29 protein-coding genes are annotated in these 24,725 nt (G+C 67.5%); 10 read left to right on the top strand and 19 right to left on the bottom strand.

The features are described 5' to 3' along the window. The first annotated feature begins 7 nt into the window (after positions 1 to 7). Positions 8 to 943 carry a hypothetical protein gene (locus JOF56_RS58630; RefSeq protein WP_245378596.1) on the top strand — a complete coding sequence of 312 codons (936 nt, stop codon included), beginning with the start codon at positions 8 to 10 and terminating at the stop codon, positions 941 to 943. A 6-nt stretch (positions 944 to 949) separates the two neighbouring features. Here JOF56_RS58630 and JOF56_RS41840 read toward each other — a convergent pair whose 3' ends face one another. From JOF56_RS41840 to JOF56_RS60390, 11 genes are read right to left on the bottom strand one after another with little or no spacing between them, the layout of a single operon-like run. Beyond that, positions 950 to 1,519 carry a hypothetical protein gene (locus JOF56_RS41840; RefSeq protein ID WP_209645129.1) on the bottom strand — a complete coding sequence of 190 codons (570 nt, stop codon included), beginning with the start codon at positions 1,517 to 1,519 and terminating at the stop codon, positions 950 to 952. Continuing rightward, on the bottom strand, positions 1,516 to 3,387 hold the full coding sequence (locus tag JOF56_RS41835) for an AMP-binding protein (RefSeq protein WP_209645128.1): 1,872 nt from the start codon (positions 3,385 to 3,387) through the stop codon (positions 1,516 to 1,518). Before JOF56_RS41835 ends, JOF56_RS41840 begins: the two co-directional genes overlap by 4 nt. A gap of 21 nt (positions 3,388 to 3,408) precedes the next feature. Beyond that, a complete protein-coding gene (locus JOF56_RS41830) occupies positions 3,409 to 4,170 on the bottom strand; it encodes an SDR family NAD(P)-dependent oxidoreductase (protein ID WP_209645127.1) in 762 nt (253 codons plus the stop codon). Beyond that, complete coding sequence (locus tag JOF56_RS41825; protein WP_245378595.1) at positions 4,167 to 5,318, bottom strand: CaiB/BaiF CoA transferase family protein; 1,152 nt, start codon at positions 5,316 to 5,318, stop codon at positions 4,167 to 4,169. The genes JOF56_RS41830 and JOF56_RS41825 overlap by 4 nt, the downstream gene beginning before the upstream one ends. Continuing rightward, positions 5,318 to 5,743: a MaoC family dehydratase gene (locus JOF56_RS41820; RefSeq protein ID WP_209645125.1), complete on the bottom strand. Its 426-nt coding sequence runs from the start codon at positions 5,741 to 5,743 to the stop codon at positions 5,318 to 5,320. The genes JOF56_RS41825 and JOF56_RS41820 overlap by 1 nt, the downstream gene beginning before the upstream one ends. Continuing rightward, positions 5,740 to 6,177 (bottom strand): FAS1-like dehydratase domain-containing protein, encoded by a 438-nt coding sequence (locus JOF56_RS41815; RefSeq protein WP_209645124.1) that lies wholly within the window; start codon positions 6,175 to 6,177, stop codon positions 5,740 to 5,742. Before JOF56_RS41815 ends, JOF56_RS41820 begins: the two co-directional genes overlap by 4 nt. Positions 6,178 to 6,193: 16 nt before the next feature. Further along, on the bottom strand, positions 6,194 to 7,339 hold the full coding sequence (locus JOF56_RS41810) for a thiolase family protein (RefSeq protein WP_307855494.1): 1,146 nt from the start codon (positions 7,337 to 7,339) through the stop codon (positions 6,194 to 6,196). Continuing rightward, a complete protein-coding gene (locus JOF56_RS41805) occupies positions 7,336 to 7,749 on the bottom strand; it encodes a Zn-ribbon domain-containing OB-fold protein (RefSeq protein ID WP_209645123.1) in 414 nt (137 codons plus the stop codon). Before JOF56_RS41805 ends, JOF56_RS41810 begins: the two co-directional genes overlap by 4 nt. Next, positions 7,746 to 8,687: an SDR family oxidoreductase gene (locus tag JOF56_RS41800; protein ID WP_209645122.1), complete on the bottom strand. Its 942-nt coding sequence runs from the start codon at positions 8,685 to 8,687 to the stop codon at positions 7,746 to 7,748. Before JOF56_RS41800 ends, JOF56_RS41805 begins: the two co-directional genes overlap by 4 nt. A 3-nt stretch (positions 8,688 to 8,690) precedes the next feature. Continuing rightward, positions 8,691 to 9,884, bottom strand: a complete 1,194-nt coding sequence (locus JOF56_RS41795; protein WP_209645121.1) for an acetyl-CoA acetyltransferase — start codon at positions 9,882 to 9,884, stop codon at positions 8,691 to 8,693. A 1-nt stretch (position 9,885) separates the two neighbouring features. After that, positions 9,886 to 11,178 carry an OB-fold domain-containing protein gene (locus JOF56_RS60390; RefSeq protein ID WP_209645120.1) on the bottom strand — a complete coding sequence of 431 codons (1,293 nt, stop codon included), beginning with the start codon at positions 11,176 to 11,178 and terminating at the stop codon, positions 9,886 to 9,888. A 139-nt stretch (positions 11,179 to 11,317) separates the two neighbouring features. Between JOF56_RS60390 and JOF56_RS41785 the strand changes: the two genes are divergently transcribed. Both JOF56_RS41785 and JOF56_RS41780 read left to right on the top strand, forming a co-directional pair. Further along, entirely contained in the window at positions 11,318 to 12,481 is a 1,164-nt protein-coding gene (locus JOF56_RS41785; RefSeq protein WP_209645119.1) for a TetR/AcrR family transcriptional regulator, read from the top strand. Continuing rightward, complete coding sequence (locus JOF56_RS41780) at positions 12,478 to 12,930, top strand: nuclear transport factor 2 family protein (RefSeq protein WP_209645118.1); 453 nt, start codon at positions 12,478 to 12,480, stop codon at positions 12,928 to 12,930. Before JOF56_RS41785 ends, JOF56_RS41780 begins: the two co-directional genes overlap by 4 nt. Before the next feature lie 34 nt (positions 12,931 to 12,964). Here JOF56_RS41780 and JOF56_RS41775 read toward each other — a convergent pair whose 3' ends face one another. Continuing rightward, complete coding sequence (locus JOF56_RS41775; protein WP_209645117.1) at positions 12,965 to 13,774, bottom strand: oxidoreductase; 810 nt, start codon at positions 13,772 to 13,774, stop codon at positions 12,965 to 12,967. A 212-nt stretch (positions 13,775 to 13,986) separates the two neighbouring features. Here JOF56_RS41775 and JOF56_RS58615 point away from each other — a divergent pair, with 212 nt between their 5' ends. Then, complete coding sequence (locus JOF56_RS58615) at positions 13,987 to 14,715, top strand: GbsR/MarR family transcriptional regulator (protein ID WP_209645116.1); 729 nt, start codon at positions 13,987 to 13,989, stop codon at positions 14,713 to 14,715. 24 nt (positions 14,716 to 14,739) lie between these two features. On the opposite strand, the gene JOF56_RS41765 is transcribed toward JOF56_RS58615, so the two are convergent. Further along, on the bottom strand, positions 14,740 to 15,447 hold the full coding sequence (locus JOF56_RS41765; RefSeq protein WP_209645115.1) for a TIGR03943 family putative permease subunit: 708 nt from the start codon (positions 15,445 to 15,447) through the stop codon (positions 14,740 to 14,742). Then, positions 15,444 to 16,454, bottom strand: coding sequence for a permease (locus JOF56_RS41760; RefSeq protein WP_245378593.1), 1,011 nt, complete (start codon positions 16,452 to 16,454; stop codon positions 15,444 to 15,446). The genes JOF56_RS41765 and JOF56_RS41760 overlap by 4 nt, the downstream gene beginning before the upstream one ends. A 254-nt stretch (positions 16,455 to 16,708) precedes the next feature. Between JOF56_RS41760 and JOF56_RS41755 the strand changes: the two genes are divergently transcribed. Both JOF56_RS41755 and JOF56_RS41750 read left to right on the top strand, forming a co-directional pair. After that, on the top strand, positions 16,709 to 17,146 hold the full coding sequence (locus tag JOF56_RS41755) for a hypothetical protein (RefSeq protein WP_209645113.1): 438 nt from the start codon (positions 16,709 to 16,711) through the stop codon (positions 17,144 to 17,146). Between the two features lie 173 nt (positions 17,147 to 17,319). Then, entirely contained in the window at positions 17,320 to 18,825 is a 1,506-nt protein-coding gene (locus JOF56_RS41750; protein WP_209645112.1) for a family 43 glycosylhydrolase, read from the top strand. Positions 18,826 to 18,881: 56 nt separating this feature from the next. Here the strand turns inward: JOF56_RS41750 and JOF56_RS41745 are convergent, their stop codons facing one another. From JOF56_RS41745 to JOF56_RS41735, 3 genes are all read right to left on the bottom strand, one after another. Next, the gene (locus JOF56_RS41745) at positions 18,882 to 19,373 is read right to left on the bottom strand and encodes an NUDIX hydrolase (protein ID WP_209645111.1); all 492 of its coding nucleotides are present in this window, start codon (positions 19,371 to 19,373) and stop codon (positions 18,882 to 18,884) included. 21 nt (positions 19,374 to 19,394) lie between these two features. After that, on the bottom strand, positions 19,395 to 19,808 hold the full coding sequence (locus tag JOF56_RS41740; RefSeq protein ID WP_209645110.1) for a DUF5980 family protein: 414 nt from the start codon (positions 19,806 to 19,808) through the stop codon (positions 19,395 to 19,397). 150 nt (positions 19,809 to 19,958) lie between these two features. Beyond that, positions 19,959 to 20,672, bottom strand: coding sequence for an SDR family oxidoreductase (locus JOF56_RS41735; RefSeq protein ID WP_209645109.1), 714 nt, complete (start codon positions 20,670 to 20,672; stop codon positions 19,959 to 19,961). A gap of 89 nt (positions 20,673 to 20,761) precedes the next feature. On the opposite strand from JOF56_RS41735, the gene JOF56_RS41730 reads away from it, so the two are divergent. Continuing rightward, positions 20,762 to 21,178, top strand: a complete 417-nt coding sequence (locus JOF56_RS41730) for a MerR family transcriptional regulator (RefSeq protein ID WP_307855493.1) — start codon at positions 20,762 to 20,764, stop codon at positions 21,176 to 21,178. On the opposite strand, the gene JOF56_RS41725 is transcribed toward JOF56_RS41730, so the two are convergent. Next, positions 21,170 to 21,328, bottom strand: coding sequence for a hypothetical protein (locus tag JOF56_RS41725; RefSeq protein ID WP_209645108.1), 159 nt, complete (start codon positions 21,326 to 21,328; stop codon positions 21,170 to 21,172). The two genes, JOF56_RS41730 and JOF56_RS41725, sit on opposite strands and share 9 nt — an antisense overlap. A 17-nt stretch (positions 21,329 to 21,345) precedes the next feature. Here JOF56_RS41725 and JOF56_RS41720 point away from each other — a divergent pair, with 17 nt between their 5' ends. Together JOF56_RS41720 and JOF56_RS41715 are read left to right on the top strand one after the other, a co-directional pair. Beyond that, positions 21,346 to 21,966 carry a hypothetical protein gene (locus JOF56_RS41720; RefSeq protein WP_209645107.1) on the top strand — a complete coding sequence of 207 codons (621 nt, stop codon included), beginning with the start codon at positions 21,346 to 21,348 and terminating at the stop codon, positions 21,964 to 21,966. Positions 21,967 to 22,063: 97 nt separating this feature from the next. Beyond that, positions 22,064 to 23,239, top strand: a complete 1,176-nt coding sequence (locus JOF56_RS41715; protein WP_209645106.1) for an SGNH/GDSL hydrolase family protein — start codon at positions 22,064 to 22,066, stop codon at positions 23,237 to 23,239. A 61-nt stretch (positions 23,240 to 23,300) separates the two neighbouring features. Here the strand turns inward: JOF56_RS41715 and JOF56_RS41710 are convergent, their stop codons facing one another. After that, a complete protein-coding gene (locus JOF56_RS41710; RefSeq protein WP_209645105.1) occupies positions 23,301 to 23,786 on the bottom strand; it encodes an SRPBCC family protein in 486 nt (161 codons plus the stop codon). Between the two features lie 72 nt (positions 23,787 to 23,858). On the opposite strand from JOF56_RS41710, the gene JOF56_RS41705 reads away from it, so the two are divergent. After that, positions 23,859 to 24,539, top strand: a complete 681-nt coding sequence (locus JOF56_RS41705; RefSeq protein WP_307855492.1) for a TetR family transcriptional regulator — start codon at positions 23,859 to 23,861, stop codon at positions 24,537 to 24,539. Positions 24,540 to 24,725 lie beyond the last annotated feature (186 nt).

The raw sequence follows: 24,725 nt of genomic DNA, 5'->3' as shown, positions 1-24,725 counted from the left end.
CCATGTCGTGTTCGGCCCGCTCAACCGGGCGTTGCGCCGTATCGTCCGGGCGCTTGGCCAGACACGCTTGTGGCTGCTGCTGGACGAGTGGAGCAGCATCCCGCTCGAACTGCAGCCGTTGCTGGCCGACCTGCTACGGCGGTGCGTGCTGCCGACGATGGGGGTCACGGTCAAGATCGCGGCGATCGAGCGGCGCTCCCGGTTCAGCCGGGCGACCGCGGACGGGGACTACGTCGGTATCGAGGTCGGCGCGGACGCGGCATCCGCGGTCAGCCTGGACGACTGCATGATCTTCGATCACGGCCGGACGAAGTCGCAGGAGTTCTTCAGCCGATTGTTCTACAACCATGCCGGTCCCCAGCTGGCCGCGATGATGGGCGCGCCACCGCCTGACGCGGAGACGTTCGTCGAGGAAACCTTCCGCCCCAACGCCTTCGCCGAACTCGTCCGCGCGGCGGAAGGAGTACCCCGGGATGCCATCAACATCGCGGCGCTCGCCGCGCAGCACGCCCACCACGAGCCGATCGGCCTGCCGGACGTCCGACGGGCGGCCCGCGACTGGTACCTGCGCGACAAACAGACCGCGATCACCGCGAACGAGCCCGCCCGCAGGACGCTTCGGCTCCTGGTCGACGAGGTCGTCGGGCGGCGCCGGTCGCGGACGTTCCTGATCGACCAGGTGGCCTGTCAGGAAACCGTCGACGAACTCTACGACGCCCGCCTGCTGCACGTGTTGCGCCGGGGCATTGCGGACAAGAACAATCCCGGAGTCCTGTACGACGGGCTCGCCATCGACTTCGGCTGCTACGTCTCGCTGCTGCTGGACGGTGAGCTGTCCAGCCGGCCACGAGACAAGGGTGGCTGGCTCAGCTCGCCCAAAGGCATCCCGCCGGACGGCTTCAGCTTCACCAGGGAAGCCATCGACCTGAGCAAATTCTGCTAGAACCGGTCAGGCCTGGCGCAACTCCCGTGCCGGGTCGTCGACGCCGTGCCACGGACTGATGGGCCCGTTGAGCAGGAAACAGCCGGTGGCTTCGGTGCGGGTGCCGTCCGGCTTCGGGTGGGTGGCTGTGCCCAGGTAGAGCCCTGTCGACAGGCGGCGTATCTCGTCGATCAGGCCGGCGCGGCCGGGCTGGTTGTTGAAGACGGTGTAGTCCATCAGCAGTGCCGGACGCCCGTCGACCAGTGACGCGCCGATACGGGTGGTGAACCGGCCCGCTCGCGGGAATTCGTAGCCGTCACCGGTGGCCGTGCGGAACACGTTGTAGCCCGCACCGGCGGAGTACGCCTTCCCGATCCAGTACCCGTTGCGTGAACGCTCCTGGTACATGGCCTGGACCAGAGCCCGTACCGCGTCGTCGGGCAGCCCATGGATCGGCAGGAAACCGGCGTACTCACCGTCGAGTTCGTCCTCGGCCGGTGCCGGGAGCGTGGTCCACATGCGAACCAGTTCGGGCTGGGCAATCGTCAGCAGCTGCTGCAGTCCCACCGCCGGGCACGGGTCGACAGCCGTTGTCATCGGGTTTTTCCTTTCGTGGTGGGCAGATCCGCGGTGGCCGTGCCGGAAACGAGGACCTGGTCGTGCTGGTTGGTGACCTGAAGGGTGACCTCCACGAGTTGCCCGTGCCTACGGGTGACGGCGCCGGAGCAGGTCAGCGTGTCGCCGGGGAAGACCTGGCGGCGGAACCGCACGCCGAACCTCCGGATGTTCGGCCGGCCGAGCCAGTCGGTGAGGTAGTGCGACAGCACGCCGGCGGTGAACATGCCGGGGCCGAACACCGCAGGATAGCCGGCGGCCTGCGCGTAGGCGTCGTCGTGGTGGATGGGGTGGAAGGAACCCGAGGATCCCGCGTAACGCGCGAAGTGCGTGCGGTTAACCGGTTCTTCGACCCGCCACACCGGACCGGGCGCGCCCTCCTGTAGGTTTTCCAGGCCTAGCAACGTGATCTCGCGGTCGCGGATCGCGGTGCGACGGGCCTTGTCGGCGTCGTCGCGCAGTGGTTCGTCCACGAACCTGATCGTGCGCGGAATCTTGTAGCGCACCAGCCGCTCACCGAGGAACTGCAGCACCTCGTCGGCGGTGACGTCGCCGTCGGTCTCGACGAGCGCGTGTACGCGCTGACCGAGGTCGTCGTCGGGCAGCCCGACCACGATCGCGCTCGCGACCCGGGGGTGTTCGATCAGCGCGGCTTCCACCTCGGCCGGGTAGACGTTCGCACCGCCGGAGACGATCATGTCGACGCGGCGGTCGCTGATGTAGAGGTAGCCGTCGTCGTCCAGCCGGCCCAGGTCGCCGACTGACATCCAGTCCTGGCGCCTGCGGATCTCGGCGCCCAGCACCTTGGCCTTCTCCGGTGCGCCGGCGACCGGCCGCAGGTAGATCTCGCCGACCTCGCCGGACGGCAGCTCGGTCCCCTCGGGGTCGAGGATCCTGACGTCCCCGCCGACCGGCTTGCCCACCGAACCCCGGTGCGCCAGCCATTCCGTCCCGCTGATCGCGGCGCCGACGGGCGCCTCGCCCGCGCCGTACAGCTCCATGAGACGGTCCGGGCCGACGAGTTCGATCCAGGCATCTTTCACCCACGGCGGGCACGGGCCCGCGCCGTGCCAGACCATGGTCAGCGACGAGAGGTCGAACCGTTCCAGCGCGGCGTCTCGCGCGTGGAGCATGCGGGACATCATCGTCGGCACGAGGAACATCCACTGCACGCGGAACTGGGTGATCGTCTCGAGTGCCGCGGTGGCGTTGAACTTGGGCAGTACCACCACATGCGCACCGATGAGCAGGCCCGACCACGCGAACTGGAACCCTGCTCCGTGGTACATGGGGGTCGGGGCGAGCACCACTCCGCCGGTGGGCATGCCCATGGGCGTGGCCATGCCGGTGAGCAACTGCGCGGCGCCCTGCGACGAGAAGCTGGAGACGATGAGCTTCGGCTGTCCCGTGCTGCCGCCGGAAGTGGTGATCTGCCATGACGGGCTCACCAGGTCTTCGTCGAACCGTGCCGTGGTCGGCGGCGGGACGAAACCGAGTGGAAGACAGGTCCGGCCAGGGTGCTCGCCCTTTGCCGCCCCCACCACAATCCGCGCGTCGGCGAGGTCGACGACGGCCCGGCGCTCGGCGGCGGGGAACCGGTGGGACAGCGGTAACGGCACCGCGCCGAGCATCCAGCACGCGAGCGTGGCGACGAAGAACTCGATTCCGTTGGGCAGTGCGATCGCGACAGTGTCCGCTGTGGTCACTCCGTGCTCGCGGTAAGTGTGCGCCAGCCGTCGCCCGCGTTCATGCAACTCGCCGCGAGTGACACTGTCTCCCGCACACGTGACGGCGGGCAACTCCGGATCCTTCTCGGCGAGCTCGCGCAGAATCGTGGTGATGGTCGACATGAAGGTTCTCCTTCCTACGGGTTATGCGCGTTTGCCGAGTGCACGGGTGCCTGCGCCGGAGCCGCCGTCGATCGAGTACACGCTGCCGGTGATGTAAGAGGCGTTGTCGCCGGCCAGGAAGGCGACGAGGTGGGCGATGTCCTCCGGCTGGCCCACCCGGCCGACCGGGATCCGGGCGGCCATCCCGCCGGCCAGTTGTGCGATCGCGTCGTTGCTGGCGACGAAACCGGGACAGACGGCGTTGACCCGGATGCCGTGCGGTGCGAGGTCCAGCGCGGCGGACTTCGTGAGCCCGAGCACCCCGTGCTTGGAAGCCGAGTATGCCGAGGACGCCGCGACTCCGCCGAGCCCGGCAGCCGAGGAGGTGATCACGATCGACCCGCCGCCCGTGTCTGCCATCGCCCGTGCCGCGGCCTGTAAACCGAGGAAGACCCCACGCAGATTGACCGCCAGGACGCGGTCCCACTCCTTGATCGGGAAGTCGAGCACGCCGGCGGCGTAGCCCGTGCCCGCATTGAGGTGTGCGATGTGGACCGCGCCGTAGCGGTCCGCCGTGGCGGCCACCATCGCGGTGTTGTCCTCAGGCACTGCGACGTCGGCACGTAGCCCGAAGGCGTGGCCGCCGTCGCTGGTAATCTTGTCGGCCACCGCGCGGGCACCCGCCTCGTCGAGGTCGGCGCAGCACACGCGGGCACCCGCAGCGGCGAGCGCGATCGCCGACGCGGCGCCGATGCCAGACGCGGCGCCCGTCACGACGGCGACCTTGTCGTTGAGCGAAGTCATTTGTGTTGTCCTGTTCGTTGAGGTCCCGCCACCGCACCGACGGCACGCAGCGAGTCCACTTCGGATTGCTCGAACCCCCAGTCCCGCAATGCGGCGTCGGTGTCGCGGCCCGGCGCCGGCGGCACGCCGGAAATCGACCCAGGAGTGCGGGAGAACCGTGGTGCTGGTGTGGGTTGCACGACGCCGGCGTGCTCGGTGAACGTGCCACGCGCGATGTTGTGCGGGTGCGTGGGCGCTTCGGCGCAGTCGAGCACGGGGGTGAGGCAGATGTCGCGATGCGAGAGTTCGGCACTCCACTCGTCACGGGTCCGCGAGCGGATCAGGTCCGCCAGCCGCTTGCGGATTACCGGCCAGTGCCGCGGGTCGCGGCCCGGCAGGTCGGTGAGACCGAGACTGGCGATGAGCCCGGAGTAGAACTTGGGCTCCACCGCGCCGAGGGAGATGAACTTGCCGTCCGCGGTCTCGTACGTGTCGTAGAACGGTGCGCCGCCGTCGATGAGGTTCGACTCGCGTTCGTCGTGCCACATCCCCGCCGCACGCATCCCGTGCAGATGGGTCGAGAGCAACGCGGTCCCGTCGAGCATCGCGGCGTCGATGACCTGTCCACGGCTGGAACGCGCCCGTTCGAACAAGGCACAGACGACACCGAACGCCAGCAGCATGCCACCGCCGCCGAAGTCGCCGACGAGATTCAACGGCGGTGCCGGTGGCGTGTCCTTGCGACCGAGGTGTCCCAGCACTCCGGCGAGCGCGAGGTAGTTGATGTCGTGGCCGGCGAGGTGGGCGAGGGGACCGTCCTGGCCCCAGCCGGTCATGCGGGCGTAGACAAGGCGGGGGTTGCGTCGCAGGCACTCCTCCGGGCCGATGCCGAGCCGTTCGGCGACCCCAGGGCGGAACCCTTCGATCAGGACGTCCGCCCGCGTGGCCAGGCGCAGGACCGTCTCAGCCGCTTCGGGTTTCTTCAGATCGGTTGCGAGTGAACGCTTTCCCCGGTTCAGCACGTCCTCTGGCACCGTGTCGGTGGCCCTGTCGGCCGGTCGCTCGACACGCAGCACCTCGGCACCCATGTCCGCGAGCAGCATCGCGCCGAACGGGGCCGGGCCCACGCCCGCGATCTCGAGTACCCGCACACCCTCCAGCGGGCCCATCACACGTTCTCCCGGACTGGCAGTGCGGCTGCCGCGTACCCGTCGACCAGCACCTCGCCCCGGCCGTTGGTCACCGCGAGCTCGGCTTCGACGACGCCGCCGCGTTTGCTGATGATCGTCCCGGTGCAGGTGATGGTGTCGCCGGGCAGGAGCCGGCGCCGGAACTGCACGCTGAACCGCCTCGTCCGGCTGGCCCCCAGCCAGTCGGTGACAAACCGGGACAGCACCCCTGCGGTGAACGCGCCCTGACCGAAGACGGCTGGATATCCCGCTGCCTGGGCGACTTCCCCGTCGAAGTGGATGGGGTTGAAGTCACCGGACGCCCCGGCGTAGCGGACGAAATCCAGCACCTCGACGGGGTCCGGGACCTGCCGGCTCGCTTGCGTCACACCAGGTTCGGCATCCTCGTAGTACAGCCGGTTCATGATCCGTCCTGGGTGGCCGCACGTGAGGTTTCGATCAGGGTGCTGCGCATCGTCAGCACATCCTCGCCGTGCTGGTTGGTGAAGATCGTCTCGGACTCGACGAACGTCATCGACCCGCCACGCGATCCTTGTTTCTCGTAAACATCCACAATAGATCCGCGGGAGGTCAGTGTGTCGCCGGCGTGGATCTCGCCCAGGTACTCGAACTCCAGCCCGCCGTGCAGCAGCCGGGCGAGGTCCAGTCCGGTGAGGTCCGCCTTGCCGGTCTGCCAGTGCGCCGTGGTGACGCCGAAGGTGAGCGGCACCGCCGGATCCGGTCCGAAGTAGACCGGATTGTCGTCCAGGATGGACCGGGCGAACTCCATGATCTTGCCGCGTTCCACTGTCATGGTCACCGGAGCCATGCTCCTGCCGATGATCGAACGGTCGGCCATGTGCGTTTCCTTTCCTTCAGGAGCTGAGCAGGGTGGCGCCGGATGTCCCTGGGATGCCGTAGACCTGGGCCAGGCCGACGCGGGGTGTGCGGGGCATCTGCCTGGCACCGGCTGTCCCGCGTAGCTGGAGCACGAGTTCGTGGATCTGGCGCAGGCCCGACGCCCCGATCGGTTCGCCGTTGGCGATCAGCCCGCCGTCGGTGTTGACCGGCAGCCGGCCACTGATGCGGGTCTCGCCCGCACGGACCATGGCCTCCTGTTCGCCGTCGGCGCACAGGCCGGTCTCGGCCATGGCGATGATCTCGCTGCCCGGTTCGCTGTCCTGCAACTGCGCGATGTCCACGTCGCCCGGCTCGATGCCGGCCATCTCGTAGCAGTCGCGTGCGGCTGCCTCGGTCGGCGACTCGGCGTGCCCGGGAGGTAGCGAAGGGCTGAACACGTTGAAGGAACCGTACTTCCTGGTACGGATCGCCACACCGCGCACGTACACGGGGTGGCTGGTGTAACGGTGGGCCAGATCGGCACGGCAGACCACGAGCGCGGCGCCGCCTTCGCCCGGTGAGCAGAACATGTACTGCGTGAACGGATGGTTCAGCATCCGTGAGCCCGCGATCTGCTCTTCCGAGAGCGCGGACCGGCGCCACGCGTTCGGGTTGAGCGCACCGTTCTCCCGGTTCTTCGCGGCGACCTTCGTCAGCACCTGCGGGGAGATCCCGTGGTCGTGCATGTACCGGGTGCACCGCATGGCGAAGAACTGCGGTGTCTGCATGAGCCCGAGCTGTCCGTACCAGTCACCGAGGCCGAGGAACGCCGGGTCGAAGTCGAAGGCGCCACGCGGGTGCCTGTCGAAACCGACCACGACGCCGAGGTCGTAGCGGCCCCGTCCGATCGCGTCGCAGGCCGCCGCCAACGCGCTGGTCGAGGTCGCGCATCCGTTGTGCACGTTGATGAACCGCATGCCGGTCAGCCCCAGGTGCGCGACCAGCGCGTCAGCCGCGCCGGACCGGAAGCTTCCGCCATAGGCGAACTGGATGTCCGGCCAGGAGACACCCGCGTCCGCCAACGCGGCCCGGACCGCCAGCGCACCCATCTGCAGACCGGTGACTCCTTCGTGTCGGCCGAACGGGTGCAGCCCAACCCCCACGATCGCGACGTTGGTCACGAGACCTCCTGTACGGGCCGGAAAGCGAACGTCATGACTTCTCCGCCGTCGACCTGGAACGGCACGAGGCACAGCTCCATCTCCGCACCGATCCGCGGTTGCTCGTGCTCGCCGACGACCAGCCTGGTCTCGACGAGGACACCGTCCGGCAGTTCGACGTAGCCGAGTGCGAACGGCACGAACGGGTCGGCGCCGATGTAGGGCGGGGACTTCGGCCGGTAGGTCTGCGTCGTCCATGTCCACAGCCGGCCCCGCTCGGCGAGGTGCAACACATCCATACTGTCGGCACCGCAACGTTGGCAGCGGTCCTGGGCAGGGAACGTGACGGCGGCGCAGACGGCGCACCGGGCGCCGAGGAGACGTGGCCGGCCCGACACCGAGGTGAACAGCCCGTCGGCGATGCAGTTCATGCGTTTCCCTTTGCTGTCAGCATCCGCACAACCTCGTCCAGCCCCATCTCCTCGGACAGCAGGCCGTTGGCGTCGAGAGGACGGAGGACCTCGTCCAGTGCGTCGAGCGTCCACGGCTCGTCGCTGGTCACCGTGTGCTGGAACGTGTAGCCGCCGACCAGGTCGACGCGACAGCCGAACACGTGCCAGATGCCGCCGGTGAATTTCGAGCGGGGCGAGGCGAGATACGCCACGAGCGGGCTGATGTTGGCCGGCAGCCACGGATCGAACCCACTGTCCTTAATAGACTCAGTGAGTTCGCCCAGTCCGGGGGTCTGCTGTACGAGACGGGTTCGGGCCATCGGGGCGATCGTGTTGACCCGGACCCCGTAGCGTGCCAGCTCTTTCGCGGCGACCTGGGAGAAAGCCACGATCGCCGCTTTGGCGGCCGCGTAGTTCGCCTGCCCGACGTTGTTGAACAGACCCGCGCCCGAGCCCGTGTTCACGATCGCGGCAGTGACCCGTTCGCCCGCCTTGCTGCGTTCCCGCCAGTGGTTCGCGGCGTGGCGGCTGACGCAGAAGGTTCCTTTGAGATGCACGTCGAGCACCGCGTCGAACTCGGCCTCGGACATGTTGACCAGCATGCGGTCGCGGAGGATCCCGGCGTTGTTGACCACGATGTCGAGCTGGGAGAACGTGTCGATCGCCGTGGCCACGAGACACTTCGCACCGTCCCAGTCGGACACGCTGTCGGTGCTGGCGACCGCGTGACCGCCAGCGGCGATGATCTCGTCGACGACCTGCTGGGCGACCGAGTGATCACGCCCTTCGCCGTCGGTGGCCGTGCCGGCGTCGTTGACAACGACCCGCGCGCCGAGTGCGGCGAGCTGGAGCGCGTGTGCTCGCCCCAGACCGCGCCCGGCCCCGGTCACGATCGCCACCTGACCGTCCAGATCCATGCCTCACCTTTCCTGTTCAGTGCCCACAATGGACACGAAGCTCACGCAGCGGCCCGGTTGCCCGCCGAGGTTGTGCGTCAGCGCGAGCGTGCGGCCGCCCGGGATCCGCCGCTCGGGCGGTGCTTCACCACGAAGCTGCAGCCAGCACTCGAACAGCATCCGCAGGCCGGACGCGCCGATGGGATGCCCGAAGCTCTTCAGCCCGCCGTCCGTGTTGACGGGCAGGTCGCCGTCGAGGTCGAACACGCCGTCGAGCACGTCCCGCCACGCCTTGCCGCGCTCGGCGAAACCGAGGTCCTCCATCAGGACGAGCTCGGTCGGGGTGAAGCAGTCGTGCACCTCGGCCAGTGCCAGCTCGGCTCGTGGCTCGGTCACCCCGGCCTGGCGGTAGGCGTCGGCCGCGGACTCGGCGGCCTCCGGGAGGGTCGTGAAGTCGTAGCCCGGGTCTCGTAACCCGGAACCGTTGCCTGCCACCAGGGACAGTGCCTTCACGAACAACGGCCGGTCGGTGTACCGGTAAGCGTCCTCGGCACGCACGAGCACCGCGGCAGCGGCACCGTCAGACACCCCCGAGCAGTCCAGCACGCCCAGTTGCCCCGCCACGGCAGGAGACGCCGCGATCTTGGCCTCGGGGATCTCCTTGCGGTACTGGGCAAGTGGATTCCGGGCGCCGTTGTGGTGGTTCTTCCAGGCGATGCGGGTGAGAACATCCTTCATCCGCTCCGCGGACAGGCCGTGCTTCGCGCGGTAGGCCGGGGCCAGGAGACTGAACATCGCGGGCCCGCTCAGCTCCGGTTCGGTGCCGTCGCCGTCCGGGCTGGGAATGGCCAGCCCGGAGAAACCGCTGTCCTTCAACTTCTCCACCCCGACCGCCATGACGACGTCGTAGGCGCCGGAAGCGACGGCGTAGCAGGCGTTGCGGAATGCCTCGGAACCGGTGGCGCAGAAGTTCTCCACACGCGTGACCGGCTTTCCGCTCAACGCCAGTGGTTCCGCCAGCGTGATCCCGCTGAAACCCGAGCCCATCGTGCCCAGCCAGTACGCGTCGACGACGTCCCGGTCGGTGCCGCTGCTCGCCCACGCCTGGCCGACGGCTTCGTCGAGCAGCTCCGGAACGCCCTTGTCCCAGTGTTCGGCGAACCGGGTGCACCCCATCCCGACAATGGCCACCTTGTCCTTGATTCCGGTACTCGCCATGTCATGCCCCTGTTCCCAGGCGCTCGGGACGCGCCTTCCAGAAGTAGTTGTGGACACCGTCCGCGGTGCGGAACCTGCGGAAGGTCATCTCGACGCGGTCTCCGACGGACACCGCGTCCGGTGCGACGTCGGTCAGCTCGGTCACCCGCCGTCCACCTCCGTCGAGGTCGACCACGGCCACGATCGTCGGCGGGCTGGGGGAGTGGGCGAGATGATCGGTCGTGTACGTCGTCACTGTGCCGTGCACAGTGGACAGTCGTCGGCCGCCGGCCTCGGCCAGTGCGAACTTCCAGTCCCGGTGCCGGAACGCGGACGGCGCCGTGGGCCGGGCCGGATTGGGCCTGCGGGGCGGCTCACGTGTCAGAAACCCACGCCAGGTGAGGAACTTCTCGTAGGTGACGGTGTGGCCAGGTGAGGCGAGTTGGTCGCGCAGGCTCAGGACTGGGCGCGCACCCACGGATGTCGCCCGGAACACCAGAACGTCGACGCCGTCGGCAAGCGATACGAGGGCGAAAACGTCGCCCGGCTCGGCCTCTTCCAGCGCGGCAACGAGAAGCAGTTGGCTGTGGGCCGCGCCGCAGTGTCCTGTCGTCGCGGTCAACTCGTCGGCCGTTTTCACCCCGAGAGCCCTGCGGACGGCGGTGACCGCACGGGCGTGTGCCCCGGAGACGAGCAGCCGGACCTCGTGGCGTGCCACGCCGGCACGGGCCAGCGCGGTGTCGACGACTTCGCTGACCTCGCCGAGATAGGCGCTTTCGCCGAAGCGGTCTTCCCAGATACGCGCGGTGGTCTCCCCGGCGAGCCGCCACCGGTCCATGAGTTCCAGCGTGCTCGACGCGCAACCGAGGAACTCGGCGATCACCCCGGTGCCCTCGCCGACGACGACTGCAGCAGCTGCGTCGCCGCCGAGCCGTTCCTCGTCGCTGCCCGGTCGCCCGGTTCGCATGTCGGCGGCGACGACGAGGGTCGGCGGACCGCCCTGCAGTGCGGTGAGCAGCGACCCGATCCCGGACCGCAACGCGCCACCGGTGTCGACCGCGGCCACGGCCGAGGGCAGTCCCAACGCGGCGTGCACGGCACTCGCGTTGTTCTTGTCGAGGTAGGCAGGTGTGGTGGTGGCGAACAGGAGTCGCTCGATCTCGTCTGTGTCCCGGCCATGCAGCGCCAGCCAGCCGGCTTCGACCCCCAGTGTGGTGGTGTCCTGGTCGTGGGCCGCGAGGGTGCGGATGCCGCCGGACGCCGTCGCAACGCGATAGGGCGGGATGTATGCCGCCATCGAAAGAATGCCTCGCACGGGAGATACCCGCCTTCTGTAAGAGCGGAAGATGCAGTCCAGGTCATTGAAAACCGGACACGATGCAAGGATGAGTTTACATACGATCGGCATCCATGCAAGACTTCGTTTACATCACGTCTCGATCGGGAGGTCCGCTGTGGACGGTAAGCCGGTGGCCGGCACGAGGCCGCGCAGGCGGGCGGAGGAGATCCTGTCGCACGCGGCAGGTCTGTTCCGGCAGAACGGTTACCACGGCGTCGGCGTCGACGACATCGCCAGGTCTGTCGGCATTACCGGCGGCGCGATCTACCGCCACTACCGCAGCAAGGAGCACTTGCTCGTGGCAATGATCGACCGGGTGGTCGACCGGTTGGCGGAGGTGCTCGGCGCCACGCTGCTCGAGGGCGGGGAACCCCGGCTGTGTGTCCTCGCTGAACTGACGGCCGGCCTGTGTTTTACCGACGGGGACCTGATGTCGGCCTACCAGCGCGAGATGCGGTCGCTGCCCGCGGCTCAGCGCGACCGTGTGCGTGACCAGCAGCGAGAGCTGGCCGGGGTGTGGGCGCGGGCGCTGAAGGCCGAGGTGGCCGGGCTGGCCGCGCCGGAGACCCGTTACCGCACGGCGGCGTTGATCGGCTTGGCGCTCACCCCGCTTTCCCACGACGCCGGCCTGCCGCAACCGGAGTACCACACGATGATCGTGGATCTGGTGCTCGCGGCCGGAAGGGTGCCGGTGCCGGAGTACGCGCGCAGCCGGGGGCGTGCGTCCGCCGAGCCGGACACCTCGCGGCGTCGTGACCGGATTCTGCACGAGGCGATCCGGCTCGCGAGAGCGCACGGATACCCTGCGGTCACCATCGAGAGCATCGGTGCGGCAGCCGGGATCGACGGGTCCACTGTGTACCGCCACTACCGGGATAAGGAAGACATCTTTCTCACCGCCTACGAGCTGGCGGGCCGCCAGCTGCTGTCTACTTTGGATGACGAAGCCCTCGTTCACGAGCTGGTCGCCCGCTATATCGACCACGCGCTGCGGCACGGTGACCTCGTCGCGGTCTGGCTGACCGAGAGCAGCCACTTCACCGGCACGCGCAGCCGGGACGCCCGCGGCCTGCAGACCACTTACACCAAGCGGCTGGTGCGTGCTCTGCGTGGCGCACGCCCCGAACTGGACGACGAGCACGCGGAGGTGATCGTGCGAGCGGTGTTCCTGTTGGTCAACGGCGCGGTTTCCCTCGGCCCCGCCACCCGGTTCTCCGAGCAGCGCATGCGTACGTTGCTCGGGAGCATGGCCGGTGCCTGTCTGGAGGTGTCGCGATGAGTGACCGGATCGGGATCGAGGACCGGCTGGCCATCGGGGAGATGGTCACCCGCTATGCCCTTGCCTTTGACGAGTCCGATGTGGATGGATTCGTCGACGTGTTCACATCGGACGGTGTCTTCGAGGCGTTCCTCGTCGGCAGCGACGAGCCGCTGACGACGTTGCGCGGCGTGGTGGACCTGCGCGGCTTCGTCGAACGTGGGGTGCCAGGCGGCGGGACCGCCGTGCACCACGTGTCGGGAGTCGTGTTCGACGCGCTTGACCGCGACGAGCCACGAACCCGGGCATCCGTCATCGTCACCAAGCAGTTGGCGAAAGGCCCGGCTGTGGTCACCCACGGCTGGTACCACGACCGCTGGCGCGAGACGTACCGTGGCTGGCGTATCACGTACCGCCGATACGTTTCGGCCGGTTATCCACCTGTTTCCCGCGCGACGGGGGAGCAGTGACGGCTCCCTCGCCGCTTCCCGGATACGGCCACAGCTACTTGGTCTTGCGGGTGACCAGTTCGTCGAACTCGCGGTCCGGCAGTGTCCGGTTGAGCTCCAGCAGCTTGTCGGCCATCCAGCCGACCGCGTAGCGGGTCTCCGGGCGGTCGGACTCGATCGCCTGCCGGATGGCGTCTGCGACGACGTCGGTGTCGGAGCCGTTGGCCAGGCCGCCCTCGCTGCTCTGGGCCATCGCCTCGGCCACGTCCCGGTAGGCGCCTTTGCCGGAGAACTCCCGCAACTGGGCAGCGGTCTGGTCTTCGAACTCGGTCTTGATGATGCCGGGCTGAATGATCACGACCTCGATCCCGAACGGCTCAACCTCCATGCGCAGCGTGTCCGAGAACGCCTCCAGCGCGTGCTTTGCCGCGTAGTACCAGGCACCGAGCGGCAGTGCGATCTCGCCGCCGATCGAGGAGACGTTGACGATCGTGCCGGAGCGCTGGGTGCGCATGTGAGGCAGGACAAGCTGGACGAGCCTGGCCGGTGCGAAGACGTTGACCTCGAACTGGTCGCGCGCCTGGTCCAGCGGTACATCCTCGATGGCGCCGTGCAGGACCGTCCCGGCATTGTTGACCAGGACGTCGATTCGTCCCTGCTCAGCGATGACGGTGTCGACTACCCGTTCGAGGTCCCCATGAACGCGTGCGTCCATCTGGAGCGCGTGGCCACCGGCGGCCTGGATGGCCTCCATCTTGTGCACGCGCCGTGCGGCGCCGTAGACCACGTGACCCGCACGCAGCAGGTCGAGGGCGGTCGTCATACCGATCCCGGACGAGGCTCCGGTGACCAGGCATACCTTCATCGTTGACCTCCGATGGCAGTTACTTTTGTTTCTCCAAAAGGAAAGCTACTGTTGCTTTCCATTACAGTCAAAGCAGGAAAGGGCAAGTTTCCCTGTTAGTGTGAGGCAATAGACTAACTGTGTTGCAATCACCATGTCGGTGATCGCAACTCGGATAGGGAAATGTTGCAATGATCTAGAGGCGAACGCCACATGGGAACCGAGGAGGGGCAATGCCAGGCGGTCGGCTGACGCTCGAAGACCGGCGACGCATCGCGACCTGGCTGCGCGAAGGGTTCCGCCCCGCCGCGATCGCACGGCGGCTGGGGCGGCCGCGGTCGACGATCAACCGCGAGCTGGAACGCAACGGCGGCCCTGACGACTACCAGGCCGACCGAGCGCAAGAAGCGGCCATGCGCCGAGCGCGGCGTCGTCCACCAGGACCGCCCCCGGCAGCGCCCCAGCAGGCCGACGAGTACGGGCGTGATGTGGCCGCAGTGCGCGAGTTCACCGAACAGTTCACCGCGCTGATGGTCCGGACCGGTCTGCCGGCCATGCCGGCCAAGGTGCTCGCCTGTCTGTTCGCCAGTGATGCCGGCGCCTTCACCTCGGCCGAACTCGTCCAACGACTGCGGGTCAGCCCGGCCTCGGTCTCCAAGGCCGTCGCCTATCTGGAGAAACTCCAGCTGGTCACACGCGAGCGCGACGCCGACACCCGCCGCGAGCGGTACGTAATCGACGACGACGTCTGGTACCGGGCATGGTCGGCCAGCACGAAGTCCATCACGCTGTGGGCCGGTGCCGCGGAACAAGGCGCGGACATCCTCGGCGCCGCAACCCCCGCGGGCACCCGGATGCGCGACATCAGTGAGTTCTTCCAACTCCTCGCCGAGGACATGACCAAAGCGGCCGAACACAGACGGGACACTCTCCGGCTGCGATCCGCGCCGCCGCCAGCTTGATCTTGCTGCGGGACAACGATGCCGTCACCCCAAGCCTTCGTACGGGTCGGATGGGGCCTGGACCGGTTTCGCTTGCTGGACGTCGATGAAGGGGATGGCGCCGTTGTTGAGCGGGTCTGTGGTCTGTTTGCTTGTGTAGGTGCCGGTGATCTCCAGCCAGGTGTCGGGTTGCAGGACTGGCGGAACCTGTCCGGTCAGGCCGATCTTGACCGGCTGGGCGTCGGCGGCGCAGCAGTTGAGGATCATGCGGATGAGGTAGACGGTGCCGTCCTTGTCGATGGCGACGAAGCCGGTGAGCTGGATCTGCCGGTCGTGCAGGGAACGTCCGTGGTCGTAGACCGCGCGGCCGGCGTAGTCGAGCACGCTGAGCGGGAGCGGGGATCCGGCAGGCAGGGCAGGAAATCCAAAGGGGACCGGTAGGGCCGTGCCGGTGCGCATGCCGCTGTAAGAGTCGAGTGCCGGTGGCTTGATGAGGATGAGAGCGAAGAGCGGCAGGACGAGGAGCCAGGAGATCCGTGGCTCGCGGTGGGTGTGGCTGTCCTGAGTGGTGGGTCGCCGGCGCCGTTCGTACCAGATGGTGGCGATGGCCGCGACGATGAGGACTATGCCGGTCCCGAGCATCAACGGGCGCAATCCGGCCTTCACGTAACGCAGGTAGAGGTCGGTGCTGCCGGCGTACAGCACGGCCCCTCCGAGGAGGGACAGCAGGACCGCTTGCGCTTGCCGGTTCACAGCAGGACCGCCCCGGTCAGCGCCGAGAACAGGACGGCCAGCACGAAGGTGCAGGGGGCGAACCGGAGCGCGAACCCGCGGCCGAACGTGGCCGCCTGCATGCCGAACAGTTTCAGGTCGATCATCGGTCCGACGACCAGGAACGCCAGCCGGGCGGTCAGCGAGAACTGGGTCAGGGCCGCTGCCACGAAGGCGTCGGCCTCCGAACAGATCGACAGCAGGACCGCCACGATCGCCAGGACGAGGACCGACACGACAGGGTTGGCGGCCGCGGTGTGCAGCCAGCTTGCCGGGACTATGGCTTTGAGTGTGGCCGCGGCCATCGCGCCGAGGACGAGGAAGCCACCGGCATGGACGAAGTCGTGCCGGACCGAGCCCCAGAACGCCTCTCCCTTGCTGAGGCCGTCGATCGACCGGTGGGCCGGCGGCCGCAGCCAGTCGGCGCGGCCCAGCCGCTGCCACAACCAGCCCATTGCGCACGCTACGAGCAGGCTCGCCCCGAGCCGGGCGAAGACCATCTCAGGATTACGGGGGAACGCGACGGCGGTCGCCGTCAGCACGATGGGGTTGATCGCTGGCGCCGACAGCAGGAACGTCAACGCCGCTGCGGGGGTCACGCCCCGGCGAACGAGTGCCCCGGCCACCGGTACGGAGGCGCATTCGCAGCCGGGCAGGACAACGCCGGCCATCCCCGCGACCGGCACCGCAAGGGCGGGCTTTCTTGGCAGCGCGCGGGCGAAGAACCTTGTCGGGACAAACACAGCGAGGGTGGCCGACAGCAGCACGCCGAGGACAAGGAAGGGCAGCGCCTGAAGGGCGACCGCGACGAACACGGTCATCCAGTTCTGCATCGCCGGTGCGGACAATGCCCGGCGGATCGGCCCCTGGAACAGGAATACCAGGGGCAGGAGCGTGATCAGGACGAGAAGCGAATCGAAGTTCCAGCCGCGCGGACGGTCCGGATCGTCATGGTCGAACCGGGCGGGGGTCGCCTTGGTGGTGGTCAATGGGGAAATCCGTCCGGTATATACGATTTCGGTGTCGCATTCACGTCCATACATCCAACCACGCCCGATGCCGGCATCCGGTTCACGGCCGTGACACCGGTCTGCCTCGGGCGTAACTGCGATATCAGGCAAACCGTGCCGAGTGTGACGGACCGGACTTTTCTGCAATCGTTCTGCAACGGCCGCCGGAAGGCTGCTGCCCGCTGGAGACTCTCGTTCCCGTGGCGCCGCAAGTGGTGCCACGATGAGGAAAGGTGAGCAGAATGATGGCAGGTCGTCGATGGTCACGCTGGTGGGTTGTGCTGGTCGCGCCGGTACTTCTGGCCGTGCTTGGCACCGCGCCCGCCCACGCCCAGTCCACGACATCAAGCCTCGTGGTTCCCACGACACCGCAGAACCTTCGGGCGAACTATGCCGACGGCGTCCTGCAGAGCTTTACGTGGGATCCCTCGACGATGGAGGGCCTGGAATACAGCATCTGGTACGACATCCATTTGCGCGAAAGCAACGGCGCCAGCCACCGCGCAATGGTTTTCCACACGACCGTCACCCCGCAGGAGCTGACCGACTCCCTCTACCTCGACCCCGGGCACACCTACACGATCAGAATCGTGGCGTGGGGCCACCGCGAGGGCATCAACCGTTCGTCCGACTTCAGTGACCCGTTGACCGTGACTTTCCCCAACACATAAGCGTTGTCTTCGAGATCTCGGCCACGCCGGCCGGCGTGGCCGAGATTCAACGTGTCCTGCCTGAGGTCTTGCACCACTGGGCCCGGGCATGGTGGGATAGGAAACGTCGATTTACAACGTTGTAAACACGGCGGTGCGGCGACCAGTCATGTCCACCCAAAGCAGCGGCGGCGATGGGACACAAGTTGGCAGGCAACAGGCGTAGCAGGATCACCGTCATCACGTTGACCGCGTTGTTGATCACCAGCGTGGCTCCGGCACCAGCGAACGCCGCTGTGCCCGACTACTCCACGGCGGAGGCGGGAAACCCTTTCGTGGACGGGTGGTACGCGGATCCTGACGTCGCGGTCTATGGCGAGAAGTACTGGGTTTTCCCCACATCCTCCAGGCCCTACGCGGAGCAGACCTACCTGGACGCGTTCTCCTCGCCGGACCTGGTGCACTGGACGAAGCATCCGAATGTCCTCACCATCGCCGACGTGCCGTGGGCCCGCCGGGCGGTGTGGGCGCCCGCGCCGGTGCAGCGCAACGGAAAGTACTACCTGTACTTCGCCGCCAACGACATCCAGAGCAACTCCGAACTGGGCGGCATCGGCGTGGCGGTCGCCGACAAACCTGAAGGCCCGTACCAGGACGCGATCGGCCGACCGCTCATCAGCCAGTTCGTCAACGGCGCGCAGCCCATCGACCAGGACGTGTTCATCGACTCCGACGGCCAGGCGTACATGTACTACGGCGGCTGGGGACACGCGAACGTGGTCAGGCTCAACAGCGACATGACCAGCCTGGGCCAGTTCCCCGACGGCAGCACATACAAGGAGATCACGCCGTCGAACTACACAGAGGGCCCGCAGATGTTGAAGCGCAACGGAAAGTACTACCTGATGTGGTCCGAGGACTACTGGGGCGGCCCCAACTACTCGGTCTCCTACGCGATGGCCGACTCGCCAACCGGGCCGTTCACCAGAATCGGCAAAGTACTCAGCCAGGACTCGGCGGTAGCCAGGGGATCGGGACACAACTCGGTGTTGAACGTCCCCGGCACGGACATCTGGTACATCGTCTACCACCGCCGCCCACTGAGCAGAACAGACATCAACCACCGGCAGGTCGCCTACGACCGGATGTCCTTCAACGCCGACGGAACCATCCAACCCGTCACCATGAAGGTCAAGGACAACTTCGACGACGGCGACGCCGTGGGATGGACAACTTACGGCGGCTCATGGTCGTCATCGCGCGGCCGGTACGAAGCCTCGTCCTCGCTCGGTGGCAAGGCACTTCTCGACACCAATTTCCCAGACTTCACCTACGACGCCGACGTAACCCTCAGATCCGCCAACGGCGATGGCGGAGTCGTCTTCCGGGTCACCCAGCCCACGACCGGACCCGACAGCTACCGCGGCTACTACGCCGGCATCACGGCTTCCGGCCAAGTCCTGCTCGGAAAAGCCGACAACAGCTGGACTCCACTGAGGACAGTCCCGATGCCTGTGCGGCCAGGAGCCCGATATCACCTGCGAGTCGAAGCCGTCGGCCCCACAATCAAGGTGTACGCCGACGACATGTCGACGCCCAAGATCGTCGTCACCGACACAAGCTACTCCAGCGGCGCCAACGGCGTACGCGTCTACAACACCGCCGCCAGCTTCGACAACATCTCCGTCAGCCACCGCTGACCGGACATGTACCGCTAGAAGCGCGATCTTGGTGCGTGTGCGTGTCTGTGGTCATCTCAGTGGTGCCACGGCAATTGGACGGGCTTCGCGGTGGCGGGGTTTGTCGAAAGGCCGGTGAGCAGGGGCACGAGCTGGAGTGGGTACACGGTCTCGGTGGTGGCGGTCAGTTCGCCGGTTGTCCACCATCGGTGTCCGCCGTGGTGGGACTGTTCGAGTTTCTCCATCCGGCTGGTGTCGACATCGTGGGTTGTGACCCGGAAGTAGAAGAAGTCGTCCCGGAAGATTCCGGTGGCCCACGAGAACTCGGCGTGGCCGAACGAGTACGCGACCGGGGCGCCAAGATCGTCCGGGGTGACGACCAGGCCGATTTCCTCAAGGGCTTCACGGGCGGCGGCGTCGCGAAGCGGCTCGCCGTCGCGCACGCCGCCGCCCGGGGTCAGCCAGATGTGGCCGTGTTCGGTGCGGAACCGTAAGAGCAGAACCCGCTCAGCGTCATCGACCACCAACAGCCGCGCGGACCGGCGGCGATACGTCTTGGGTTCAAGCATGATCACAGCGTACGGCTGGGTTCAGCACCCGTCCTGGAAGCCGATTCGCACGGGCATGGACTGGGTCTGCTCGCCGTCGGTCGCCCAGAGTTCCGAGACGTGCTCACCTGCCGGCGCGGGGGCGATCCGCAGGCCGGAGAAGACGTTGATGATCTTGACGCCCGGTGGGTTCTGGTGTGAGCCCGGCGGAAGAACCGACGAGCCAAGGGAAACCGAGCCGGGCGGCAGGTCCCGCAGACCGGTCGTGATCGTCTTCGACCAGCTGCCGGAGACCGACCCGATGAAGTAGGTGAACGGATGGCCGAAGTCGGGATCCACACAGATTCGCTGCGGGATCGGCTCTAGTGTCCACGTGGTGGCCGCGGCTGGGGTGGCACCTGTCACAGCCAATGTCAGACTGGTCGCGACCGCCGCCAGATATTTGTGTGCTCGCATGGATCCTCCGCCGATGAAGTCGAAGTTGCCCACTGCTGCGCTGACAGTGATTTTCCTCCCAGTCCTGGCATGGACAAGGACCATCCGGTCGATTGGCCGACACCTGCCATGAGTCCTTTATGGACGAAGCGGTGGTCGCCGGCGATCGCGTCAGTTCGCGGCCGGAGTGCTGTAAAGCTGCGCGGGATCGCCCGAGAGGGCGGCCTTGACGAAGCGGCTGGGGTCGTCGACCAGCACCTCGATGGTCCCGGCCTGCACGCCGTCGAGGCTCGCTCGGGCGACGTCGGCTGGGTCGATCTTGGGAGCGTCGCGTCCGGCCATCATGTCGGTGTCGGCGGCACCCAGGTGTACGCCCTGGACGAGGGTTCGCTGGCCGGCGAGCTCGACGCGCACGCTGTTGGTCATGTTCCACTCCGCGGCCTTGGCCACGGCGTAGGACCCGGTTCCTTCGGCGGCGACCCAGGACAGCACGGAGAGGATGTTCACGATCGCTCCGCCGCCATTGGCTGCGAGGGCTGGGGCGAAGGCGCGAATGACCCGGAGCGTGCCGAAGAGGTGGGTTTCCAGGTCGTGACGGATCGTGTCCAGGTGGTCGGTCATGAGGTTGGCCGCGGTCGCGATACCGGCGTTGTTGATCAGCAACGTGACGTCCTGTGCTGCCGTGGCGGCGTTCACGATCGACGTCTCATCCAGCAGATCCAGGTACAACGGCGTGACCCGCGGGTCGGAGATATCGATCAGTTCCGGGCGTCGGGCGGTGGCGTAGACCTTGCTGGCGCCTCGGGCCAGTAGTTGATCGACGAAGCGCCGACCGATTCCGCGGTTGGCTCCGGTCACGAGCGCGGTGGAACCGGCGATGTCCATGTTCTTGTTCCCTTCGGTGGGCGGTGGGGGATTGGTGTCCGCCCGGTGCGGCTTACGCTAAAACCTGACGTCAACGTGAAGGGCAAATCGTGACTCAGGTGGAGGGCCGGATGCGTATCGGCGGGCTGGCCCGCAGGGCCGGGGTCAGCACGCGTGCCCTGCGCTATTACGAGGAGCAGGGTCTGCTGTGTCCCGAGCGCACGGCCAGCGGTCAGCGGGTCTACCCGGAGTCGGCCGTGGATCGCGTGGGGCTGATCCAGCAGCTCTACACGGCCGGACTCGGCAGCCGTCTGATTGCGACCCTTCTGCCCGCCATCGACGCCCGCGACCTCGGGCCCGAGTTGCTGGAGCGTGTGGTCGACGAGCGCGTCCGGATCAGAGCCAAGGTCGCTGAGTTGGAGGAAGCGGGCCGCCGGCTCGATGTGCTGATCAGTCTCGCCATGCATCCGGGCGCGCAGCCGTGCCCGGCCTCGCTCGGCGAGGCGACCGCTGGAGACTCAGTCTGAAGCCGATGCCTCGGCTGCGCGTTCGTGCAGCCGAAGCCTGATCTCCTCTGGGGTGTAGGCGCGCCGCCGTCGCTCGCCGCGGGCGATGACCACGCCGGTGGCCGCGACACCGAGGAAACCCGCGATGCCCAGGATCTTCCACAGCCGCATCTGCGTAGCCTACAGCCGTGCCTGACAGCTCGATCAGCCTCGACGAGGCGGTGCACCTGACCCGGACCGGCGACGTGTGGGTGTTCCGCGGCAGCTCACCGGCGGACCGCGCGATCCGGGTGACGACCAACAGCCCGGTCAACCACGTCGGCATGGCGGTGGTGGTGGAGGACCTGCCGCCGTTGATGTGGCACGCGGAACTGGGCCGCTCCCTGCCGGACATGTGGACCGGGACGCACCAGCGCGGCGCTCAATTGCACGACCTGCGTGACGCGGTCACCACGTGGTCGATCAAGTACAAGCAGCGCGCGTGGTTGCGCCAGCTCGATCACGAGGTCACTCGCGAGATGGAAGACGCCGTGCTGCGCACGATCGCTCGTCTTGACGGCACCCCGTTCCCGTCCACCGCGCGTCTGGCCGGTCGCTGGCTACGGGGCCGGTTGCCCAGCCGCCAGCGCCCGGCGGCCTTGGAGACGGCGTTCTGTGCGGAGATCGTCGCGCTGACCTACGAGTCGATGGGCTTGCTGCCCCCGCGTCGGCCGAATTGGTACGACCCAGGCCGGTTCTGGAGCGGCGACGACCTCGAGCTTCAGGATGGCGCACGGCTGGGGGAGGAGATCGCCGTCAGGGTGCCTTGAGGATGACCGGCCGTGTCAGTGCCGTGTGAGCGCCGTGTCTGTGCCCCGCCTCAGTCTTCGCATGTCGCACAACCATGACGAACGACGGAGGCAACAGATGAACAACGTCGGCACCTGGGTCCGGAGCTGGGGCGCCTCGCCTCAGTCGGCTCACGACGGGATCGGCTCGCTCGATGACCAAGCGCCTCTCGCCGATGTGACGCTGCGCCAGGTGGTGCGTATCAGCGGCGGCGGACACCGGGTGCGCATCCGCTTCACCAACGAGTTCGGGACCGCGCCCTTCACCATCGGCGCGGCGCAGGTAGGCCTGGCGACGCCCGGCGGCGGGGTGCAACCGGGCAGCGAGCGCGTACTGACCTTTTCTGGCGCGTCGGCCGTCACCGTCCCGGCAGGGGCGCCGATCCTCAGCGATCCGGTCGACCTACCCCTGCCCGCCCTCGCCAAGCTGTCCATCAGCCTCTATCTGCCGGGGCGCGTGGAGACCTGCACCTGCCACGACCCTGCTTTGGACACCGGCTGGAAGATTCCTGGCGACACCGTCGCCGCCCTCACCTTGCCGGAGAACGCCGAAGTTCTGCCGGTGCGGGCCCTGATCTCGGCGGTCGAGGTGCTGTCCGGCGCCCCGGCCAAAGCCATCGTCGTGGTCGGCGACTCCCGCACCGACGGCGCCGGCTCGACCCCGGACACCAACCACAGCTGGCCGGAACTGCTGGCCGAACGTCTCGCCGGTGCGGGTTACGTCTCCAATCAGGGCATCAGCGGCAACCGGATGCTCAACGACGGCATCGGTACCGGTGTCCTGGCCCGTTTCGACCGTGACGTGCTGGCCACGCCCGGCCTCGGCTACGTGGTGCTTTCCTTGGGCGGCAACGACATCGGCATCTCCTTCGCCCCACGCGACGACGGACCGCTGGCCGATTTCCTGAAGATGTTCCCTGGTGCGCCGGTGACGGTGGACGACGTCATCGCTGGCTTCCGTCAGCTGGTCGCCCGCGCGCACGAACGTGGCGTGAAGGTCTATGCCACCACTATCGCGCCCTTCGAGGGCGCGGAGATCTACACGCCAGAGGGCGAGAGCGCACGCCTAGCGGTCAACGCATGGATCCGTACCGGCGGTGCTTTCGATGCCGTGCTGGACTTCGACGCCGTCTGGCACGACCCGGACCGCCCCAGCCGGATCAGGGAGGACTTGCACTCCGGTGACCACCTGCACGGCAACGATGCGGGCTACCAGGCCCTGGCCGACTCCATCGACCTCTCGCTGTTCAGCTGAACAGGGCCGCACTCGCCGCGGCCAGGACGAGGGCCTGGCCGCTGGCGGCGGCACCGGATGTTCATCGGGGTTGCGCGAGTCGAAGCGTCGTGTCCGGGCGTAGCGCACCGGTCTCGTCCAGTTCGGCGAGCAGGGCGGGCACTCCGACGGTGAGCATCCTGGTGCGGATCGAGCCGAGCATCTTGGCCATCGCGAACCCGCCGATTCCGGTGAACCCGGTGTGGTGGTAGGTGAAACGGGTTCCCTCGGGTGTGGGCTCCAGTTGGTAGCGGACGTGGCTGGGCGTCTCACCCTCCGCGCCGACCCAGGTGTAGCGCAGCAGTTCCCGCTCGCGGACCTCCAGTACCTCGCAGTCGACGATCCCCCGCCAGCCGGGCATCGGCCTGGCGGCGAACTGGAACCGGTTGCCGGTCACGGGCCGGAACCCGACGGCGCGAGCGCCTTTCCCGGTCGAGGTCCAGTACGGAATCAGGTCCGGGTCGGTCATCGCCCGCCAGACCTTCACAGGCGAATGCGGGTAGTCGCGAACGATGTGGATCTCGGACACGGCGGCCTCCTCTTCAGCAGCTATAAAATTACCGTAGCAGAACTTTTCGTGTGGCTGAAGTAGGCTGGGCACGTGCCAGGAACCGTCGAAGGGTTGCGTGAGCGCAAGAAGCGCGCGATGCGCCAGCAACTGTCAGACACCGCCGCGCGGATGTTCGTCGAGCACGGCTTCGACGCCGTCCGGGTAGCCGACGTCGGCGAGGCATGCGGGGTGTCCGAGAAGACCGTCTTCAACTACTTCCCGAGCAAGGAAGCACTGCTCCTGGACCGGCTGGAGGCGACAGCCGACGCGTTGCGTACGCACCTGTCAAACCCGGCGCTTCCCCCAGTCACCGCGATGCTGACAGTCCTTGACCGCGAACTACACAGCCTCGTCGCGAGTCTCACCGCCAACGCCGACCAAGATCGCGCGCTGGCGCAGTACCAGAAATTCGGCGACCTGATCCGCAACACCCCTTCGCTGCGGGCCTACCGAAGCGACACCGCCGACCGATTCATCGACGTCGCCGCCGAAACCCTCGCCACCCGAACCGGACTACAACCCGACGACCCCGAACCCCAGATCGCCGCGGCCACCCTCATCGGCCTGTGGCGAGTCCAGTTCCGCGCCCTGCGAACCCACCTGCGACCCGGCCACCCACTACCAGGCGCAATCAACGCCGTAACCCAGGAAATCCGCCGCGCCGCCCGCCTGGCCGAAGAAGGACTGACCAAGTTCCCGAAGCCCGGCGAAACCACGCTGAGGCACAACTGACCTGCCGGTCGCTGTCAATTGAGACATAACGGACAGGCTTGTTGTTCGTCGTCGGACGAGGAACAGGGGCCGTTAACCGCTTTCCTCGGCGCAACGCTCGCTCTTGCCGTGTAGCGGGCGTCTTTCGAGCGCTCGCTGGAGCTGAGCACGCGGTGACAGTCCCGCGACGTCAGTCGCACGACGACA

This window comes from Kibdelosporangium banguiense (assembly GCF_017876405.1).
In the GTDB taxonomy this organism is placed as follows: domain Bacteria; phylum Actinomycetota; class Actinomycetes; order Mycobacteriales; family Pseudonocardiaceae; genus Kibdelosporangium; species Kibdelosporangium banguiense.
This window is presented reverse-complemented; position numbering and strand designations above follow the sequence as displayed.

What these genes read in the sequence shown, in the direction of transcription:
- JOF56_RS41715 (WP_209645106.1), top strand. Translation starts at nt 22,064, where the DNA reads ATGAACAACGTCGGCACCTGGGTCCGGAGCTGGGGCGCCTCGCCTCAG.
- JOF56_RS41820 (WP_209645125.1), bottom strand. Translation starts at nt 5,743, where the DNA reads ATGAACCGGCTGTACTACGAGGATGCCGAACCTGGTGTGACGCAAGCG.
- JOF56_RS58615 (WP_209645116.1), top strand. Translation starts at nt 13,987, where the DNA reads ATGCCAGGCGGTCGGCTGACGCTCGAAGACCGGCGACGCATCGCGACC.
- JOF56_RS41745 (WP_209645111.1), bottom strand. Translation starts at nt 19,373, where the DNA reads ATGCTTGAACCCAAGACGTATCGCCGCCGGTCCGCGCGGCTGTTGGTG.
- JOF56_RS41840 (WP_209645129.1), bottom strand. Translation starts at nt 1,519, where the DNA reads ATGACAACGGCTGTCGACCCGTGCCCGGCGGTGGGACTGCAGCAGCTG.
- JOF56_RS41815 (WP_209645124.1), bottom strand. Translation starts at nt 6,177, where the DNA reads ATGGCCGACCGTTCGATCATCGGCAGGAGCATGGCTCCGGTGACCATG.
- JOF56_RS41830 (WP_209645127.1), bottom strand. Translation starts at nt 4,170, where the DNA reads ATGACTTCGCTCAACGACAAGGTCGCCGTCGTGACGGGCGCCGCGTCT.
- JOF56_RS41735 (WP_209645109.1), bottom strand. Translation starts at nt 20,672, where the DNA reads ATGGACATCGCCGGTTCCACCGCGCTCGTGACCGGAGCCAACCGCGGA.
- JOF56_RS41800 (WP_209645122.1), bottom strand. Translation starts at nt 8,687, where the DNA reads ATGGATCTGGACGGTCAGGTGGCGATCGTGACCGGGGCCGGGCGCGGT.
- JOF56_RS41750 (WP_209645112.1), top strand. Translation starts at nt 17,320, where the DNA reads ATGGGACACAAGTTGGCAGGCAACAGGCGTAGCAGGATCACCGTCATC.
- JOF56_RS41835 (WP_209645128.1), bottom strand. Translation starts at nt 3,387, where the DNA reads ATGTCGACCATCACCACGATTCTGCGCGAGCTCGCCGAGAAGGATCCG.
- JOF56_RS41725 (WP_209645108.1), bottom strand. Translation starts at nt 21,328, where the DNA reads ATGCGGCTGTGGAAGATCCTGGGCATCGCGGGTTTCCTCGGTGTCGCG.
- JOF56_RS41805 (WP_209645123.1), bottom strand. Translation starts at nt 7,749, where the DNA reads ATGAACTGCATCGCCGACGGGCTGTTCACCTCGGTGTCGGGCCGGCCA.
- JOF56_RS41780 (WP_209645118.1), top strand. Translation starts at nt 12,478, where the DNA reads ATGAGTGACCGGATCGGGATCGAGGACCGGCTGGCCATCGGGGAGATG.
- JOF56_RS41795 (WP_209645121.1), bottom strand. Translation starts at nt 9,884, where the DNA reads ATGGCGAGTACCGGAATCAAGGACAAGGTGGCCATTGTCGGGATGGGG.
- JOF56_RS41775 (WP_209645117.1), bottom strand. Translation starts at nt 13,774, where the DNA reads ATGAAGGTATGCCTGGTCACCGGAGCCTCGTCCGGGATCGGTATGACG.
- JOF56_RS41740 (WP_209645110.1), bottom strand. Translation starts at nt 19,808, where the DNA reads ATGCGAGCACACAAATATCTGGCGGCGGTCGCGACCAGTCTGACATTG.
- JOF56_RS41825 (WP_245378595.1), bottom strand. Translation starts at nt 5,318, where the DNA reads ATGGGCCCGCTGGAGGGTGTGCGGGTACTCGAGATCGCGGGCGTGGGC.